This is a genomic window from Acidiphilium rubrum, assembly GCF_900156265.1.
Lineage (GTDB): Bacteria > Pseudomonadota > Alphaproteobacteria > Acetobacterales > Acetobacteraceae > Acidiphilium > Acidiphilium rubrum.
In genome coordinates this window covers 14,077-30,889 of sequence record NZ_FTNE01000019.1, presented here as the reverse complement: position 1 = coordinate 30,889, position 16,813 = coordinate 14,077, and the positions used below count along the sequence as shown (strand labels likewise).

14 protein-coding genes are annotated in these 16,813 nt (G+C 62.9%); 10 read left to right on the top strand and 4 right to left on the bottom strand.

Annotated features, from left to right (window positions below; all coding sequences use genetic code 11):
- Positions 1–39: 39 nt before the first annotated feature.
- Entirely contained in the window at positions 40–2,217 is a 2,178-nt protein-coding gene (locus tag BW994_RS13480) for an Orn/Lys/Arg family decarboxylase (RefSeq protein WP_029312625.1), read from the top strand.
- Between the two features lie 38 nt (positions 2,218–2,255).
- Here the strand turns inward: BW994_RS13480 and cueR are convergent, their stop codons facing one another.
- Positions 2,256–2,678 carry a Cu(I)-responsive transcriptional regulator gene (gene cueR / locus BW994_RS13475; RefSeq protein ID WP_035229403.1) on the bottom strand — a complete coding sequence of 141 codons (423 nt, stop codon included), beginning with the start codon at positions 2,676–2,678 and terminating at the stop codon, positions 2,256–2,258.
- Between the two features lie 49 nt (positions 2,679–2,727).
- Positions 2,728–3,288: a cytochrome b gene (locus tag BW994_RS13470; RefSeq protein ID WP_029312627.1), complete on the bottom strand. Its 561-nt coding sequence runs from the start codon at positions 3,286–3,288 to the stop codon at positions 2,728–2,730.
- 129 nt (positions 3,289–3,417) lie between these two features.
- On the opposite strand from BW994_RS13470, the gene BW994_RS13465 reads away from it, so the two are divergent.
- Positions 3,418–4,833 carry a glycosyltransferase family 2 protein gene (locus BW994_RS13465; protein ID WP_029312628.1) on the top strand — a complete coding sequence of 472 codons (1,416 nt, stop codon included), beginning with the start codon at positions 3,418–3,420 and terminating at the stop codon, positions 4,831–4,833.
- A gap of 105 nt (positions 4,834–4,938) precedes the next feature.
- Entirely contained in the window at positions 4,939–5,256 is a 318-nt protein-coding gene (locus tag BW994_RS13460; RefSeq protein WP_029312629.1) for a PepSY domain-containing protein, read from the top strand.
- A 17-nt stretch (positions 5,257–5,273) separates the two neighbouring features.
- Here the strand turns inward: BW994_RS13460 and fghA are convergent, their stop codons facing one another.
- Positions 5,274–6,125: an S-formylglutathione hydrolase gene (gene fghA, locus BW994_RS13455; RefSeq protein WP_342667852.1), complete on the bottom strand. Its 852-nt coding sequence runs from the start codon at positions 6,123–6,125 to the stop codon at positions 5,274–5,276.
- Positions 6,126–6,429: 304 nt separating this feature from the next.
- Here fghA and BW994_RS13450 point away from each other — a divergent pair, with 304 nt between their 5' ends.
- The 7 genes from BW994_RS13450 (at position 6,430) to BW994_RS13420 (ending at position 15,099) form a co-directional block, all read left to right on the top strand.
- Positions 6,430–6,633, top strand: a complete 204-nt coding sequence (locus tag BW994_RS13450) for a cold-shock protein (RefSeq protein ID WP_029312631.1) — start codon at positions 6,430–6,432, stop codon at positions 6,631–6,633.
- 181 nt (positions 6,634–6,814) lie between these two features.
- On the top strand, positions 6,815–8,467 hold the full coding sequence (locus BW994_RS13445; protein WP_029312632.1) for a long-chain-fatty-acid--CoA ligase: 1,653 nt from the start codon (positions 6,815–6,817) through the stop codon (positions 8,465–8,467).
- Between the two features lie 224 nt (positions 8,468–8,691).
- Complete coding sequence (locus BW994_RS13440; RefSeq protein WP_342667853.1) at positions 8,692–9,210, top strand: MerR family DNA-binding transcriptional regulator; 519 nt, start codon at positions 8,692–8,694, stop codon at positions 9,208–9,210.
- Positions 9,211–9,234: 24 nt separating this feature from the next.
- Positions 9,235–10,371 carry a thiolase family protein gene (locus BW994_RS13435; RefSeq protein WP_029312634.1) on the top strand — a complete coding sequence of 379 codons (1,137 nt, stop codon included), beginning with the start codon at positions 9,235–9,237 and terminating at the stop codon, positions 10,369–10,371.
- The gene (locus tag BW994_RS13430) at positions 10,371–12,731 is read left to right on the top strand and encodes a 3-hydroxyacyl-CoA dehydrogenase/enoyl-CoA hydratase family protein (RefSeq protein ID WP_029312635.1); all 2,361 of its coding nucleotides are present in this window, start codon (positions 10,371–10,373) and stop codon (positions 12,729–12,731) included. Before BW994_RS13435 ends, BW994_RS13430 begins: the two co-directional genes overlap by 1 nt.
- 21 nt (positions 12,732–12,752) lie before the next feature.
- Positions 12,753–14,537: an acyl-CoA dehydrogenase C-terminal domain-containing protein gene (locus BW994_RS13425; RefSeq protein WP_029312636.1), complete on the top strand. Its 1,785-nt coding sequence runs from the start codon at positions 12,753–12,755 to the stop codon at positions 14,535–14,537.
- Complete coding sequence (locus BW994_RS13420; protein ID WP_245594162.1) at positions 14,518–15,099, top strand: nucleoside 2-deoxyribosyltransferase; 582 nt, start codon at positions 14,518–14,520, stop codon at positions 15,097–15,099. Before BW994_RS13425 ends, BW994_RS13420 begins: the two co-directional genes overlap by 20 nt.
- Here BW994_RS13420 and BW994_RS13415 read toward each other — a convergent pair.
- Positions 15,079–16,812 carry a serine/threonine-protein kinase gene (locus BW994_RS13415; protein ID WP_029312638.1) on the bottom strand — a complete coding sequence of 578 codons (1,734 nt, stop codon included), beginning with the start codon at positions 16,810–16,812 and terminating at the stop codon, positions 15,079–15,081. The genes BW994_RS13420 and BW994_RS13415 overlap by 21 nt on opposite strands.
- Position 16,813 lies beyond the last annotated feature (1 nt).

Here is a 16,813-nt window from a genome sequence, read left to right as displayed (position 1 = left end):
CGGGCGCCACGATCATACCGGCGAGCATAAGGAGCGGCGATGAGCAGTTTGCAGGATTATCCGATTGCGGTGGTCGACGACGATTATGCCGCAGAATCGGCGGCGGGCCGTGTGGTCCGGGCGTTGGTTGGTGCGTTCGAGGCGCGGGGCCATGCGGTGCTGGCCGGGCTGACGGTTGACGATGCGCGGGCCGGGCGCGTGCTGTACACCGGCTTATCGGCCGTGCTGGTCTCGATCGACGGATTTGCCGACCGTGATGCGTTGATCGAGGCGTTGGACCGGATCGTGGCCCTGGCGTTGGCGCGGGCGCCGGATCTGCCGTTGTTTTTATATGGCGAGCGGCGGATGCCGGATGATCCGCCGGTGGCGCTGATGGAGCGGATCGACGGGTATTTATACCTGCATGAAGACAGTCCGGCGTTCATGGCGGGCTATGTGTCGAGTGCGATTCATCGGTATCTGGATGCGATGTTGCCGCCGTTTTTCAAGGCGTTGGTGCGCTATACCGATGCGGCGAAGTATTCCTGGCACACGCCCGGTCATGGTGGCGGGGTGGCGTTCATGCGCTCGCCGGTGGGCCAGGCGTTTCACCGGTTTTTCGGCGAGACGACCTTGCGGGCGGATTTGTCGGTCTCGGTGCCGGAGTTGGGTTCGTTGCTCGATCATGCGGGTCCGGTGCGCGAGGCGGAGCGTGAGGCCGCGCAGAGTTTTGGTGCGGATTCGACGTTTTTCGTTACCAACGGTACGTCATCGGCCAACAAGATCGTCTGGAGCGGTCTGGTCGGGCCGGGCGACAAGGTTCTGGTGGACCGGAATTGCCATAAATCGATCGTGCATGCGCTGATCATGACCGGGGCCAGCCCGATTTATCTGCGACCGAGTCGCAATGCGTATGGCATTATCGGCCCGATCCCGCGCGCGCAATTCGAAGCGGCGGCGATTGCGGCGCAGGCGGGCGGGCGCATCCGGATCGCTACGGTGACGAACTCCACCTACGATGGTCTGTGCATCAACGCGGATGCGGTGAAGCTGGCTTTGGCGCCGGTGGCGGATGCGGTCCATTTCGATGAGGCATGGCTCGCCCAGGCGCATTTTCATGAGTTTTATCGTGGTTTTTACGCGATGAGCGACGGGGCGGGGCCGGTCGAACCTTTGGTGTTTTCGACGCAATCGACCCACAAGGTTCTGGCCGCGATTTCGCAGGCGTCGATGGTGCATCTGAAGGAGGGCTCGGCGCAGAAACTCGATCCTGACCGGTTCAACGAGGCGTTCATGATGCATTCCAGTACCTCGCCCTGGTATGGCATCATTGCGTCGTGCGATGTGGCGGCGCGGATGATGCGCGGTGCGGCGGGGCGCACGCTGGTCGATGAAACCTTGCACGAGGCGGCGGCGTTCCGGCGCAGCATCGCGGCGTTGGGCGATACCTTCGCGGCGCGTGGCGACTGGTGGTTCAAGCTATGGGAACCGGCGGGTGCCGGGTTCGACCAGGTGGATTGGACGCTGAAACCCGGCGACGCCTGGCACGGGTTTGCCGATATCACCGAGGGGTTTTCGCTGCTGGACCCGATGAAGGTGACCATTCTGTGCCCGGGTCTGGGTGATGAGGATGGCATTCCGGCGCCGATCGTTGCGAAATTCCTGTGGTCGCGCGGCATCGTGGTCGAAAAGATCGGCACGTATCATTTTCTGATCCTGTTCACCCTCGGCGTCTCGCGCGGCAAATGGAGCAATCTGGTCACCGAATTGCTGGCGTTTCGCGCGCATTATGCGGCCAACACGCCGCTGGCCGATGTGATGCCCGATCTGGTCCGCGAATCGCGCGCCTATGAGCGCATGGGTCTGCGCGATCTGTGCACGGCGCAGCACGCGGTCTATCAGGATGGCCGGGTTCTCGCGATCCAGAATGCGATGTTCGAAACCCTGCCCGAACAGGTGCTGACGCCGCAGCAGGCGCATGCCGAACTCGCCGGCGGCCGGGTCGAGCAGGTGGGGCTCGACGCGCTGCACGGCCGGGTACTGGCGCGGATGGTGGTGCCGTATCCGCCGGGCATTGCGCTGATCGTGCCGGGGGAGCGCGTGTCCTCGCCGCTCATTATCGAATATCTGCGCTTCGCCGCGGCCTGGGATCGGCAGTTTCCCGGGTTCGAGGCCGATATTCATGGCGTTCGCAAGGATAACGACGGTAATTATCTGCTCGATTGCGTGCGGCGGTGAAGGACATTGCAGGTCGCCTGTTCGTTACCTCACCACCGTCATCCGGCCGCGGCACGGCGTCCCTGCGCCGCCAGATCATCGAGGATCGGACAATCCGGCCGATCATCGCCATGGCAGCACGCCGCGAGATGGCGCAATTGCGCGCTCATCGCCTGTAACCCGGCCACCTTTGCATTCAGCGCGGCGAGATGTGCGAGCGCCACCGCCTTCACTTCGGCCGATGGCCGGTTGCGGTCGCGCCATAACGACAACAGCACCCGGATATCCGCGATCGAAAATCCCAGATCTCGAGCGCGATGGATGAAGCCCAGTTCATGGATCAGCCGCGGGTCGTAGAACCGGTACGAATTCCCGCCGCGTGCGGGCGGCGCGATCAACCCGATCGACTCGTAATGCCGGATCATCTTGGCGGAAACGCCGCTCGCCGCCGCTGCCTCCCCGATCGTCAATCGCTCGCCCATGTCGCGTGTCCCTTATGGTGGGTGCCTCGGAATGGCTCCCCATTATGGGTTATCGCCACATGCGCTGCAATTCCGGGCGGCGGTCGAGCAATTGGTGTTTCAGGGCGCCGGCGATGTGGGCGGCGACGAGGGTGTAGAGGACGTAGCCGAGGTAAGTGTGGATGGCGCCGAACCAGATGTGGAATGCGTGTTTGGTGGGGGCGGGCAGGCTGGTGATGAAGCCGAGGCGGAACCAGGGGATGATCCAGAATAGTTTGAGCGGGTGGCCGGCGGCGGCGCTCCAGGCGGAATCGTGGATCCAGCCGGTGATCGGCAGGGCGAGGATCAGCAGATACAGCGCGTAGTGGACGGTGTGGGCGAGGGTGCGTTCCCACGGCGCGTAGCTGGCCGGCATGGTGGGTGGTTTGTGGGTCAGACGCCAGGCAATGCGGGCGAACACGAGGAACAGCACGGTGATGCCGATCGATTTATGCAGATCGATCATCGGTCGTTGCCAGCTGGTGGGGGCGTAATTGGCGCCAAGCCCGAGGATGACGTTCACCAGGATGAAAAGGGCGATGCCCCAATGCAGCAGGACGGCTGTGCGGGTGTATTTTTCGGCATCGGTCATCGGCGTGCTCCGGCTGGGACAACCATTCGATGGGGCTGCTTGGCAGGTCGTCAAGCCGCCTCATGTGTCATGCCATCGATTGTGATGAGGATAGCACGCGTGCCAGATATTTTGAATCCGACGCTCCGGATGAATTCGCCGCGCTGGACGCCACCGCCGACGCCGTGGCGCAGCGTGGCGATCCACGGCGCGGTCATGGCCGTGTGGGTGGCGTTGTTCGCGAATGCGTTTTTCGCGCGCGGTATTTCGGCCTGGTCGGTCGGGATTGTCTATATCGCGTATGACACGGTGTTGCTGGCGTTCACTGTCTGGCAGACGTGGCCATTGCGCAAGGCGATGGTGATGCCGGCACCGGTGGGGGTGCGGCCGACGCTGGGAGTGATCGTTGCCGCGTATAACGAAGCATCGGTGCTCGAGGCGACGGTGGCCGGGCTGATCGGGCAGAGCGATCCGCCCGAGGTGATCGTGATCGCCGATGATGGCTCGACCGATGGCACGGCCGCCGTAATGCGATCGGTCTATCGACTTGAGCCGCCGGTGGCGGGTACCATCAGCGCGCCTAGCCCCATCGTGCCGCAGCTGCGCTGGCTGCGCCTGCCGCACGGCGGCAAGGCGGTGGCGCTCAACGCGAGCCTGGTTCATCTCGCGACCGATCTGGTTCTGACGGTCGATGCCGATACCATCCTGGACGGCGACGCGATCGGGGCGATGCGCACCGCGTTCGCGACCACACCGGGTCTGGTGGCGGCGACCGGAGTGTTGACGCCGGTGTGCGATGCCAGCCTGAGCGGGCGGGTGTTCGAGTGGTTTCAGACCTATGAATATATCCGCAATTTTCTCTCGCGCTACGCCTGGATGCGCCAAGACAGCCTGCTGCTGATTTCGGGCGCGTTCGCCGGGTTCCGGCGCGATGCCCTGGCGCTGGTGGGCGGGTTCGATCCGGATTGCCTGGTCGAGGATTATGAATTGATCCACCGCCTGCGCCGCTACGGGTTTCTGCACGGGTTGGGCTGGCATAGCGCGGTAATCGGCGCGGCGCGCGGGCGCACCTCGGCGCCTGCCAACCTGCCCGCGTTTCTGCGCCAGCGCCGGCGCTGGTTCGGCGGATTTCTGCAGACCCAGTTCTGGTATCGCGACATGGTGGGCGCGGCGCGCTACCGGCGGTTGGGGACGTGGATGCTGCCGGTCAAAGCGATCGATACCATGCAGCCCATCTATGGGCTGTGCGCGTTCGCACTGCTGCTGTGGTACGTCGGCACCGGCCGGGTCGCGATGCTGATTCCGGTGGGTGGGTTCATTCTGGGCAAGATCGTGATCGATCTCGGGTTTCATGGCTGGTCGGTGCATCTGTATCGCAACTGGGTCGGCGGGCGGACCCAGGCAAAGCCGGGCCTGGCAATTCTGGCCGCCGTGATCGAACCCTTCAGCTTCCAGCTGTTCCGACACCTGGGTGCAAGCTGGGGCTGGGTATATTTTCTGACCGGCAAACGCGTCTGGGGGGTGCAGAAGCGTGTCGTTGCGCTCGCCGGCAAGTCGGACGCCTGACGCGGCGTGTTACCGATCGACACAGGTGGCGACATGATCTGGTCGGGCGCCATGGTGTTCTGTGGCGATGCGGCCAGGCATCGGCCGCTGCATCAGGAGAGATCAATGACCAAACACACTCTATCGATCAGGACGATCGGGCTCGGCGCTTTTTTGTCGATTGCGTCATGCGGTGCGGCCCTCGCCTATACGGGGCAGAGTTTGCAGAAGGATGCGTCGATCACGCCAACCCAGGCGCAGACGATTGCGTTGAAGGCGCAAGCCGGCACCGTCGCCGACATGGAATTGGAGCGTGAAAGCGGCGGTTCGGGTCTGCGGTATTCGTTCGACATCAAGGTGGCAGGTGCCACGCATGAGGTCGGTGTCGATGCGAAGAGCGGTGCGGTTCTGGAAAACAGCGTCGATGGCGCCAAACCGGACTGAGGCGACGCGCCACCACGTCACAAATATCTGGCGTGGTGGCGCAAATGATCGTCCATGAAGGTTGCGATGAAAAAATACGAATGATCGTAACCGTCCTGCATCCGCAGATCGAGTGGGATGGTTTTTGCGGCGCACGCTGCGCGGATCAGTTCGGGCTTGAGTTCGCGCTCGAGGAACGGATCGGCGGTGCCTTGATCGATCAGGATCGGCGGGCCGGCCCAGCCGCGCTCTTCGATCAGGGCAGTCGCGTCGTACGCACGCCAGGCATTGCGGTCGGTGCCGAGGTAGCCGGTGAGCGCCTTTTCGCCCCAGGGGCAGCGCATCGGTGACACGATGGGCGCGAAGGCGGAGACCGATTTAAAGGTTTCGGGGTGTTTGAGCGCGATGGTCAACGCGCCGTGGCCGCCCATCGAATGGCCGAAGATGCCGATGCGGGCGGGATCGATCGGGAGTTCGGCGTTCAACAGGTCGGGCAGTTCGCGGCTGATGTAGGAATACATGCGATAGCCGGTCTGCCAGGGTGCTTCGGTCGCATCGACATAGAAGCCGGCGCCGGAGCCGAAATCGTAGGCATCGTCTTCGCTGGGGTAGTGCAGGCCGCGGGGCGAGGTATCAGGCGCGATCAGCGCGATGCCGAGTTCGGCGCCGATGCGCTGCGCACCGGCCTTGACCACGAAATTCTCTTCGGTGCAGGTGAGACCGGCGAGGTAGTAGAGCGCGGGGACGGGGCGATGAGCGGCCTGGGGTGGGATGAACACGCCGAAGCGCATCGGGCAGCCGGTTTCCGTGGACGCATGGCGATACACGCTCTGCGTGCCGCCGAAGCTTTTCTGAGCCGAAATTGTCTCAAATTTTTTTGATACGATCACGGATTATCCTCCCTGGAACAGACGCTTGTGCTTATCGCCGTTCGTCGGGTCGGGTGCAAATAGGGCGATCGGCCGAGAATATTGTCACGTCGTGCGGGAAAGGGTGAATCGATAGCGGAAGCCATGCGTATTCGCGTTGACAGGCACGCATCTTTCTGCGTCATTAACTGTGCAATCGACTTTGGCTTGCCTTGTTGCACGAGACGGGTCTCCGTACGCGGCCAAGACGTCCAAAACCCGGTTGTCCCTCTTGAGCCGTGCGGCGGTCGCACGGTGGGTGTGTCTTAGGAGCGACGACGCAACAATGGCGATCGGCACTGTCAAGTGGTTTAACACCACAAAAGGTTTCGGGTTCATCGTACCGCAGGATGGCGGCAAGGATGTATTCGTTCATATCACGGCAGTTCAGGCAGCGGGCATGCGCGGCCTGAATGAAGGCCAGAAAGTCTCATACGAAATCGCGATGGAACGGGGCAAGGCTGCCGCCATCAACCTGAAAGCCGTCTGAAGTTTCTGACTTCGGGGTTGTCGATCACGGGGTCCTCTGGGCCCCGTTTTTTTTGCGCGGGCGGCATTCTTGCCAAGGCGGGGCCGGCTTGGTAGTATTGACGTTAACGGCAAGGGATCATCCAAAGCGGTAGTTCGATACGGCATTGGACAAAACCCGGCCGGCTCTGGAGGACACCGAAGTGGACGCTACCGCCAATCATGCCGATGTCGATTTTGTTGCCGTTCCCACGCCGCTGATTGATTTGCTCGATGACGCGGCGCGCCGGTTTGCCGGGCGCCCGGCGATCGATTTTTTGGGGCGTGGCCAGACCTGGGGAACGGTGGCGGATTTGGCCGATCGTGCGGCCGCGGGGTTGCAAGCGCTGGGGGTAGGCAAGGGCGTGTGCGTCGGTCTGTGTCTGCCAAACACGCCGTATTCGGTGATCCTGTATTTCGCAATCCTGAAGGCCGGCGGCACGGTCGTGAATTTCAATCCGCTGTATACGGAGCGGGAACTGGCCGGGCAGATCAAGGACTCTGGCACGCGGATCATGGTGACGCTGGATATCGCGATGATCCAGGCAAAGATCGGCCGGCTGGTGGATCAGGGGTTGCTGGACCGGGTGATCGTCTGTTCGATGGTGGCGGCCCTTCCGCTGCTGAAAGCGTTGCTGTTCCGCGCGTTCAAGGCGAGGGATCTTGCCGCCGTGCCGGATGGCGAAGTGTATCTGCGGTTCGATAGGCTGATTGCCGGGGCAGCGAAACCCAAGCCTGTCGTGATCGATCCGGTGCAGGATATCGCGGTGCTGCAATATACCGGCGGCACCACCGGCACGCCGAAGGCCGCGATGCTGACGCATGCCAATATCACCGCCAATATCCAGCAGGTTCTGGCGGCGAACCCGACGATTGGACGCGGCACGGAGCGGATCGTGGGCGTTCTGCCGCTGTTTCATGTCTTCGCTATGACCGGCGTGATGAATCTGGGTGTGGCGATCGGCGCCGAGTTGATCCTGCTGCCCAGGCTCGACATGAAACTGCTGATGGCGACGATTGCGCGCAAGCGGCCGACCATGCTGCCGGGCGTGCCGACGCTGTATACCGCGATCTGCAACGCTGCCGGTGCGGGGATGGATTTATCGTTCATCGATTTCTGCATGTCCGGCGGCGCGCCGATGTCGCTCGAGGGGATGGAGCGGTTTCAGCGCCTGTCGCGCTGCCCCATTCTGGAAGGCTATGGGCTGTCCGAAACCTCGCCGATCGTGACGACCACGCCACCGGACCGTGTGAAGATCGGCTCGGTCGGCCGAGCGCTGCCGGGTACGATTGTGGAAATTCGTGACCCCGACCATCCTGAGGTCGTGCTGGCGCAGGGCGCGCGCGGCGAGATTTGCGTGCGCGGGCCGCAGGTGATGCGCGGCTATTATCACCGGCCGGCGGAGACCGCGGCGAGCTTTGTCGATGGTGCGTTGCGGACCGGCGATATCGGGTATCTGGATGAGGATGGGTATTTGTTCATCGTCGACCGGATCAAGGATTTGATCCTGTGTGGCGGGTTCAACGTGTATCCCCGCGTGATCGAGGAGGCGGCGTATCAGCACGCTGCGGTGCAGGATGCCGTGGCGATCGGCATTCCCGATGCGTATCGCGGCCAGGCGCCCAAGCTGTTCGTGACGCTGCGGCCCGGAACGGCGGCGACCGAGGCCGAGATACTCGAATTTCTCCAGGCGCATTTGAACCGGATCGAGATTCCGAAGACGGTCGAGATTCGTGAGAGCCTGCCGAAGACGATGGTGGGTAAATTGTCGAAGAAGGAGTTGGTGGCTGAGGAAATGGCCAAGGTTCAGGCATAGGGAAGACTAAGTTTTCATAAAAAACTGGCAAAAAACTTTTTTGGATTTAGGTACGGCCGGTTTTACCGGCATGGGCTCCGACGAATAAAAGTTTTTTGCTTCTTTTTTTCAAAAAAGAAGGCCTTGCTACCGTCGCCTAACATCGGCTTCCGACACTGGACAATCGGTGGGGTATATCCTATACGTAATAGCCATCCTCTTTGCGTAAACGCGCGGAATCGTCCATGTTCATCGACACGGAAACCGGAAACTTTGTTTCAAAATATCCAGGATTGGGCATGACTGTATTGACGACTGAGAGCCCGGCGATGGCTGCGCTGCATGCGCGCCATGAGCGGGAGGTTGCGGATGCCGGCGGGACACCACGCGCGCTGTATTCGGTAAGCCAATTGGCGCGCCAGCTTGGCGTGACCGCCCGGACCATTCGCTTCTATGAGGACAAGGGGCTGGTTAACCCGAGCCGGGCCGGCACCACGCGCGTCTACACACCGCGCGATCGGGCGCGGCTGATGTTGATTTTGCGCGGCAAGCGGCTGGGTTTTTCGTTGCGGGAGATTAAGGATTATCTCGACCTGTACGATATCGACCCGACGCAGCATACCCAGGTGCGCCAGTTGTTGGCTGCCGTGCGCAAGCGGATTGCGAAGCTGCAGGAGCAGCGTGCCGCGCTTGAACAGAGTCTTGCCGAGCTTGGTGATATCGAGCGCCAGTCGGAAATCGCGATCCAGAAACTGCAAAAATAAAATTTTCAGGAGCCAGTCACTATCATGACCAATGCTGTCATTGCCGGTTATGCCCGTTCCCCGCTCGCACCGGCCCGAAAGGGGGGGCTGACCCGGGTGCGCCCCGATGAAATGGCGGCGGAGGTGGTACGCGCTCTGGTGGCGCGCAGCAAGGTGAACCCGGAAGACATCGAGGATATTATTGTCGGTTGCGCGTTTCCCGAGGCCGAGCAGGGGCTGAACGTGGCGCGGCTGATTGCGCTGCTGGCAGATCTGCCGATTACGGTCGCGGGTGCCACGGTCAACCGGTTCTGCGGATCATCGATGTATTCGATCCATATGGCGGCGGGCGCGATTGCGATGGGGGCGGGCGAGGCGTTCATTGCGGTGGGCGTGGAGAGCATGACGCGGGTGCCGATGGGTGGATACAATCCGATGCCCTCGCCCGCGCTGCATGCAAAAAACCCCGCGGCCTACATGGGAATGGGCGACACCGCCGAAAACGTCGCCCAGCGCTGGCAGATTACCCGCGAAGCGCAGGAGGAGTTCGCGCTGGCAAGCCATATGAAGGCATCGGCCGCGCAGACGGCTGGGCGTCTGGCCGATGAGATCGTGCCGATCACGCTGAGCAAGGCGAACGCGACGCAGGACGAGTGCATTCGCCACGACGCCTCGCGCGAGGGGTTTGCCAGCTTGAAACCGGCGTTCGATGCCAACGGCACTGTGACCGCCGGTACATCCTCGCCGCTGACCGATGGCGCTTCTGCCGTGCTGGTGTGTTCGGAGGATTATGCGCGCACGCATGGTCTGACCGTGATGGCGCGGATCGCCGCGGTGGCAGTGGCCGGTTGCGCGCCGGATATCATGGGCATCGGGCCGGTCGCGGCGTCGCGCAAGGCGCTGGCGCGGGCAGGCATTACGGCGCGCGACATCGATGTGGTCGAGTTGAACGAGGCCTTCGCATCCCAGGCGCTGGCCTGCATGCGCGAGTTGGAGCTTGAGGCCGCGCGCGTCAATCTTGATGGTGGGGCCATCGCTCTTGGCCACCCGCTCGGCGCGACCGGGGCGCGGATTACCGGCAAGGCGGCGCAGTTGTTGCAGCGCCAGGGCGGGCGGTATGCGCTGGCGACGCAGTGCATCGGCGGTGGGCAGGGGATCGCTACGGTGCTGGAGGCGGTTTGATGTCCGAAATCAAATCGGTTGCAGTGATCGGCGCGGGCGTGATGGGGGCGGCGATTGCCGCACATGTTGCCAATGCCGGTGTGAAGGTGATGCTGCTCGATATCGTCAAGCCGGGCAGCGCGGATCGCAACGCGATTGCCAAAGGGGCGATCGAGCGGTTCAAAAAAATCGAGCCGGCGCCTTTGATGTCAGCGAAGGCGGCGCGCCTTATCACGCCGGGCAACACCGAGGATGATTTCGCGCGTCTGGCCGCGTGCGACTGGATCGTCGAGGCGGTGATCGAGCGGCTCGATGTCAAGCAGGCGCTGTATGCGCGGCTGGCCGCGGTGCGGAAGCCGGGTTCGGTCGTGTCATCCAACACATCGACGATTCCGCTTGCCGAATTGATGGCGGCGATGCCGGCAAGCCTGCGGCCGGATTTCGTGATCACGCATTTCTTCAATCCGCCACGCTACATGCGGCTGCTCGAACTGGTCACCGGACCGGAGACGAATGCAAACGCCGTCGATTCTATCACGCGGTTTTGTGACGTGATGCTCGGCAAATCAGTAATCGCGTGCCGTGATACGCCGGGCTTCATCGCTAACCGGATTGGGACCTACTGGATCCAGACGGCGCTGGTGCTGGCGATGGAGATGGGCATCGAAATCGAGGATGCCGATGCGATCATGGGCAAGCCGATGGGGTTGCCATCGACCGGCGTGTTCGGGTTGATGGATCTGGTCGGGATCGATCTGGGGCCGCATGTCAATGCATCGCTCGCGCGGTTGTTGCCGCCAGGGGATGCGTTTCATGCGATGAATCGGGACATGCCGATGATCGGCATGATGATCGATCAAGGCTATACCGGCCGAAAAGGCAAGGGTGGGTTTTATCGGCGCAGCGGCCGGGGGGCAGAGGCGTTGCGCGAGACCTTGTCGCTCAAGGCGGCCGCCGGTGGCGTGCTGGAATGGCGCAAGACCACGAAATCCGACATCGCCGAGGTGAAGGACGCCAAAAAGGATCTGAAGAAGCTGGTGGGCGCCAAGAGCGTTGCCGGTCAATACGCCTGGGGCGTGCTCGGGCGGGTGCTCGCCTATGCGGCGGCACTGGTACCCGAGATTGCCGATGACATCAGCAACATCGATGAGGCGATGCGCCTGGGCTATACTTGGAAATACGGCCCGTTCGAGTTGATCGACAAGCTTGGCGCGGCGTGGGTCGCCGAGCGGTTGGGTCCGCTCGGCATTGCGGTGCCACCGATCCTGGCGAAGCTTGTAGACGGGACATTTTATAAAACTGTCGACGGTGCCTTGATGCAATTCGACAGCGCGGGCACTTATCGCCCGGTGCGACGTCCCGCGGGCGTTGTGTTACTCGAAGATATCAAGCGCGGCCAGAAGCCAGTGTTGACCAATAAATCGGCGTCGGTGTGGGATATCGGTGATGGTGTTCTGTGTTTTGAGTTCCACTCGATTATGAATTCGCTGGACGGCGATATTTTATCGTTGCTTGATAAAACCGTTGCACTGGTCGCCAAGAGTTACCAGGCGCTGGTAATCTATAACGAAAATCTCCGCGCGGGGCCGGGCCGGGAGAATTTCTCGGTCGGGGCCAATCTTGGACTTGCGGTGTTCGCCGCGAATTTGCGGATGTGGGGCAAGATTGAAGGCAGCATCAAGGACGGTCAGAAAACCTATCAGGCGTTGCGCTATGCGCCGTTCCCGGTGATCGGTGCGCCGGCGGGGCGCGCACTCGGCGGCGGGTGCGAGATTCTACTGCATTGCGCTGCGGTGCAGGCCCACGCCGAGAGCTACATAGGGTTGGTGGAATGCGGTGTCGGGCTGGTGCCGGGGTGGGGCGGTTGTGCCACGATGCTGGCACGTTGGCAGACTCCGAAGGACGCGCCGAAGGGGCCGATGCCGGCTGTGGCCAAAGTGTTCGAGATGGTTTCGACCGCGAAAGTCTCGACTTCGGCGGCGGATGCGAAGGATTTGAAATTCCTGAGACCCGATGACGGAATTACGATGAATCGGATGCGCGTGCTGGCCGATGCCAAGGCGTTGGCACTGGCAAAGGTGGCGGGATATCGGCCTCCCGAGCCTGTCGTGCTGCAACTGCCCGGTGAGTCCGGCCGGGTCGGGCTTGGGATGGCGGTGGCGGAGTTCCGCAAGAAGGGCATGGCGACCGCGCATGATGTGACGGTTTCGGCCAATCTCGCGCGGGTGCTGACCGGCGGTGATGCGGATATCATTGACCCGGTCACTGAGTCGGATGTGATGGCGCTGGAACGCGAGGCCTTCATGGCGCTGTTCCGTACCAAGGAAACCCAGGCGCGTATCAAACACACGCTGGAAACCGGCCGACCTTTGCGTAATTGATCCAACCGAACGGAGAGACCGATGCCCCTCTACAAAGCCCCGCTTGAAGATATGCGCTTCGTCCTGCACCAGCTGTTCGACAGCAACGACATCGCGGCCCTGCCCGGCAACGAGGACTTCACCCCCGAACTGATCGACAGCGTGCTCGACGAAGCCGCGAAATTCTCCGAGGGCGTGCTGTTTCCACTCAACCAGTCGGGTGATCTTGAAGGCTGTACCTACGAAAACGGCGTCGTTCGCACGCCCACCGGCTTCAAGGACGCCTACAAGGCGTTCTGCGATGGCGGCTGGACCGCCATGGGGGCCGACCCCGCTTTTGGCGGCCAGGGCATGCCGATCCCGGCCGCGATGATGATCGAAGAGATGCTCTGCTCCGCCAATGTCGCGTTCGGTCTCTATCCCGGCCTCACGCATGGCGCCTATGTCGCGCTCAAACACGCCGGCAGCGAGGAGCAGAAACAAACCTATTTGCCCAATCTGGTATCCGGCAAATGGTCCGGCACCATGTGCCTCACCGAACCGCATTGCGGCACCGATCTCGGCATGCTGCGCACCCGTGCGGTCCCGAACGATGACGGCAGCTACAGCATCACCGGCAACAAGATCTTCATCAGCGCCGGCGAGCACGATCTGACCGAGAACATCATCCACCTCGTCCTCGCCCGCCTGCCGGACGCACCGGCCGGCGTGAAGGGGATTTCGATGTTCGTGGTGCCGAAATTTCTACTGCGCGAGGATGGTTCGGTCGGGCCGCGCAACGGGCTGCAATGCACCGCGATCGAGCACAAAATGGGCATCAAGGCGTCGGCGACGTGTGCCATGAGTTTCGATGGTGCGACGGGCTGGCTGGTGGGCGAGGCGCACAAGGGTTTGCGCGCGATGTTCACCATGATGAATACGGAACGACTTTCGGTGGGAATCCAGGGGCTTGGTGTTGCTGAAACCGCCTATCAGAATGCGGTCGCCTATGCGCGGGATCGGATTCAGGGGCGCTCGCTGACCGGCATCAAGGCCGAGGACAAGCAGGCCGATCCAATCATGGTGCACCCGGATGTGCGGCGCATGTTGCTCACCATGCGCGCCTACATCGAGGGCTGCCGTGCGCTCGCGGGCTGGGTGGCGCGCGAGTTGGAGATACTCGCGAAATCGGACGATAGCGATGCAAAGCAGGCGGCGGATGATTTCGCCTCGTTGATGACGCCGATCGTCAAAGCGATGTTCACCGATCTGGGCTTCGAGATTGCCTCGTTGGCGGTGCAGACCTACGGCGGGCACGGCTATATTCGTGACCATGGCATCGAGCAATACGTGCGCGATGCGCGGATTTCGATGCTGTATGAAGGCACCAACGGCATCCAGGCGCTCGATCTGGTAGGGCGCAAGTTGCCGCAGGATGGCGGGCGGCTGCTCACCCGTTTCCTCGATCCGGTGCTGGAATTTATCGAGGCGCATGAGGGCAACTTGGCGCTGGCGCCGTTCCTGCCGCCGTTGCAGCAGGCGATCGAGCATGTGCAGATCGCGACTGGGTTCATCATGGAAAACGCTATGTCGAACCATGATGAAATCGGCGCGGCATCGGTCGATTATCTGCGGCTGTTCGGGCTGGCGGCACTCGCGTTCGTCTGGGCGCGGATGGTCGCGATCGCGGCACCGAAGGCGGAGAGCGAGGATGCACAGTTTTATCGCGCCAAGGTGCAGACAGCGAAATTCTTCATGGAGCGCTTGTTGCCGCAGACCGGCGCGTTGCTCGCCGCCATCCAATCCGGCTCGGCGACCATGATGGAGTTTGAAGACGCTGCCTTCTGATCGGGCGATCACGGCGTATCTGGCGGGACCCGATGTGTTCCTGCCGGATGCGGCCGCGCAGGCGGCGCGGAAAATCGCGATCGCGGCGCGCTATGGCATTGTCGGGCTCGCACCGCTCGATGATGCGAGCACGGCGGCGATGAGCGAAGATCAGGCGTGGCGCGCGATTTTTCGCAAGGATGTGGCGATGATGGAGGCGAGCGACATCATCATCGCGAACCTCACGCCGTTTCGCGGCGCCTCGGCTGACGCCGGCACGCTGGTTGAAGTGGGCTGGTTTTTCGGGCACGGCAAGCCAGTGTTCGGGTATTCCAACAGCGCGGTGCCGTTCGCCGCGCGCAGCCGGGCGCAGGCGGGGAGGATCGCCGATGATGTCGCGGGGCTGATGCACGAGAGCTTCGGGCTCGCGGATAATCTGATGGTGGTGGGCGCCGTGGAGTTTGGCGGGTCCTGCCCGGTGGTGCTGCCGCACCTGGGCGAGGAACTGGCGTTCGATTCGCTGGTGGCGTTCGAGCGTTGCGTGGCGCTGGCGGCGCGCCGGCTACTGGGGGACGGTATCTAGCACGATCGCGGCGGTGCGGATGGTGGCACCCTGCGCCTGCAACTTTGCCAGCGTGGCCTTGAGCGCGGGTAGGAAGGCCTTCATATCACCCGATAACGATTTCGGCATGGTGTTGATCGGCGCGGAGCTTGCGATGGCGAGGATCATGTCGCGGCCGAAGGGCTTAGCAACCGCCCAGCTTGCGGCGGCGGATTTGCCGAGCACCAGATGATCGGAGGCCGGGAGCAGAGCCGCGGGCAGCGCGGGGCTGGGGTAGAGGCGATAGATCGCACCGCTGCTCGAGATGTAATCGACCTCGGCGTAGCCAGCGAAGTCAGGCAGGGTGAGATCGACCACGATATGCTGGCCGGCGACCAGGCGGGTGGCGTGGTGCGCAAGGCGCAGGCGCAGGCGATCGGGGTCGGCCGCGAACGGCGGGGCGTCCGCGCGTACCGCATCGAGCACGCCGCAATAGGGGCCGGTGAAGGGTTCCAGCGCGAGGGTGACGGGCAGGGGGGGGATGGCGCTGGTTGCGGCGGTGTTGAGCGCCTGCTGTTCGCCGGTGCCGACGATGCCGGTTAGCGCCGCGCCACCGGGGCTGATGGTGCCGTGCAGCAGAGTACAGGAAATCGGGGCCACTGCGGCGGCGAGTTTGTGGCGCAGCGTCGCGAGGCTCGGCTGCGGTGCCGGCGCGACCGGGCGGGCGACTGCGGCTGTTTTCGGCGGCGCTGCCGCGTGCGGCGCGGGATGGCGCGTTACCATGAAGGCGGCGATGCCTGCCGCAATCAACGCAGCACCGGCAATGCCCGCGATCAGCCCGGTGCGGCGCGGGCGAACTGCCGGTTCGTCCGCAACGCGCATCGTCGGGCGGGCGGGTGTCGCGATCATGGTGGCATCGGCATCATCGGCCGTGGCGGTGGCATCGCGCAGGGCCTGGGCGAAATCGCGGGCGCCGGCAAAGCGGTCCTCCGGCCGTTTCGCCATCGCGCGGCGCACCACCGCATCGAGCGCGGGGGCCACCGAAACCGACAGCGCGGAGGGCGGCGGCGGCTCGGTGTTCAGCACCTTGTGCATGATCGCGGTGACCGAGCCTTCGAACGGTTTTTCGCCGGTCAACAGTTGATACAGCAGCACGCCGGCGGAATAGATGTCGGTCCGCGAATCGATGGTCTGACCCATGAATTGTTCGGGCGACATATACGACGGCGTGCCGATCATGGTGCCCGCCTGGGTCAGGCTAGAGCTTTCGATCCGTGCAACCCCGAAATCGGCCAGTTTCACCCGCCCATCGCGCGTGATCATGACATTGGCGGGTTTGATATCGCGATGGATCACGCCATTGTCATGGCTGTAGGCGATGCCGGCAAGCAGTGATTCCATCATCGCCACGGCATCGGCCGGGGTGAAGCGATCGCCGCGATCGAGCAGGAACTTCAGCGTGTCGCCTTCGACGAATTCCATCACGATGTAGGCGAGTGCATCGGTTTCGCCGTAATCGTAGACGCCGACGATGTTGGGGTGAGTCAGCCGACCGGCGGCCTGGGCCTCGCGCTTGAAGCGCAGCAGATCCTCTGCTCCCTCGGTCTCATCGATGCGGTCGAGCCGGACCGTCTTGATCGCGACGCGCCGGGTGATGATCGGGTCGAACCCCTCGAACACCACGCCCATCGCGCCACGGCCCAAAGGGCGGACCACATCGTATTTACCGAGCGTGGCCGGATCGTCACCGGCCATC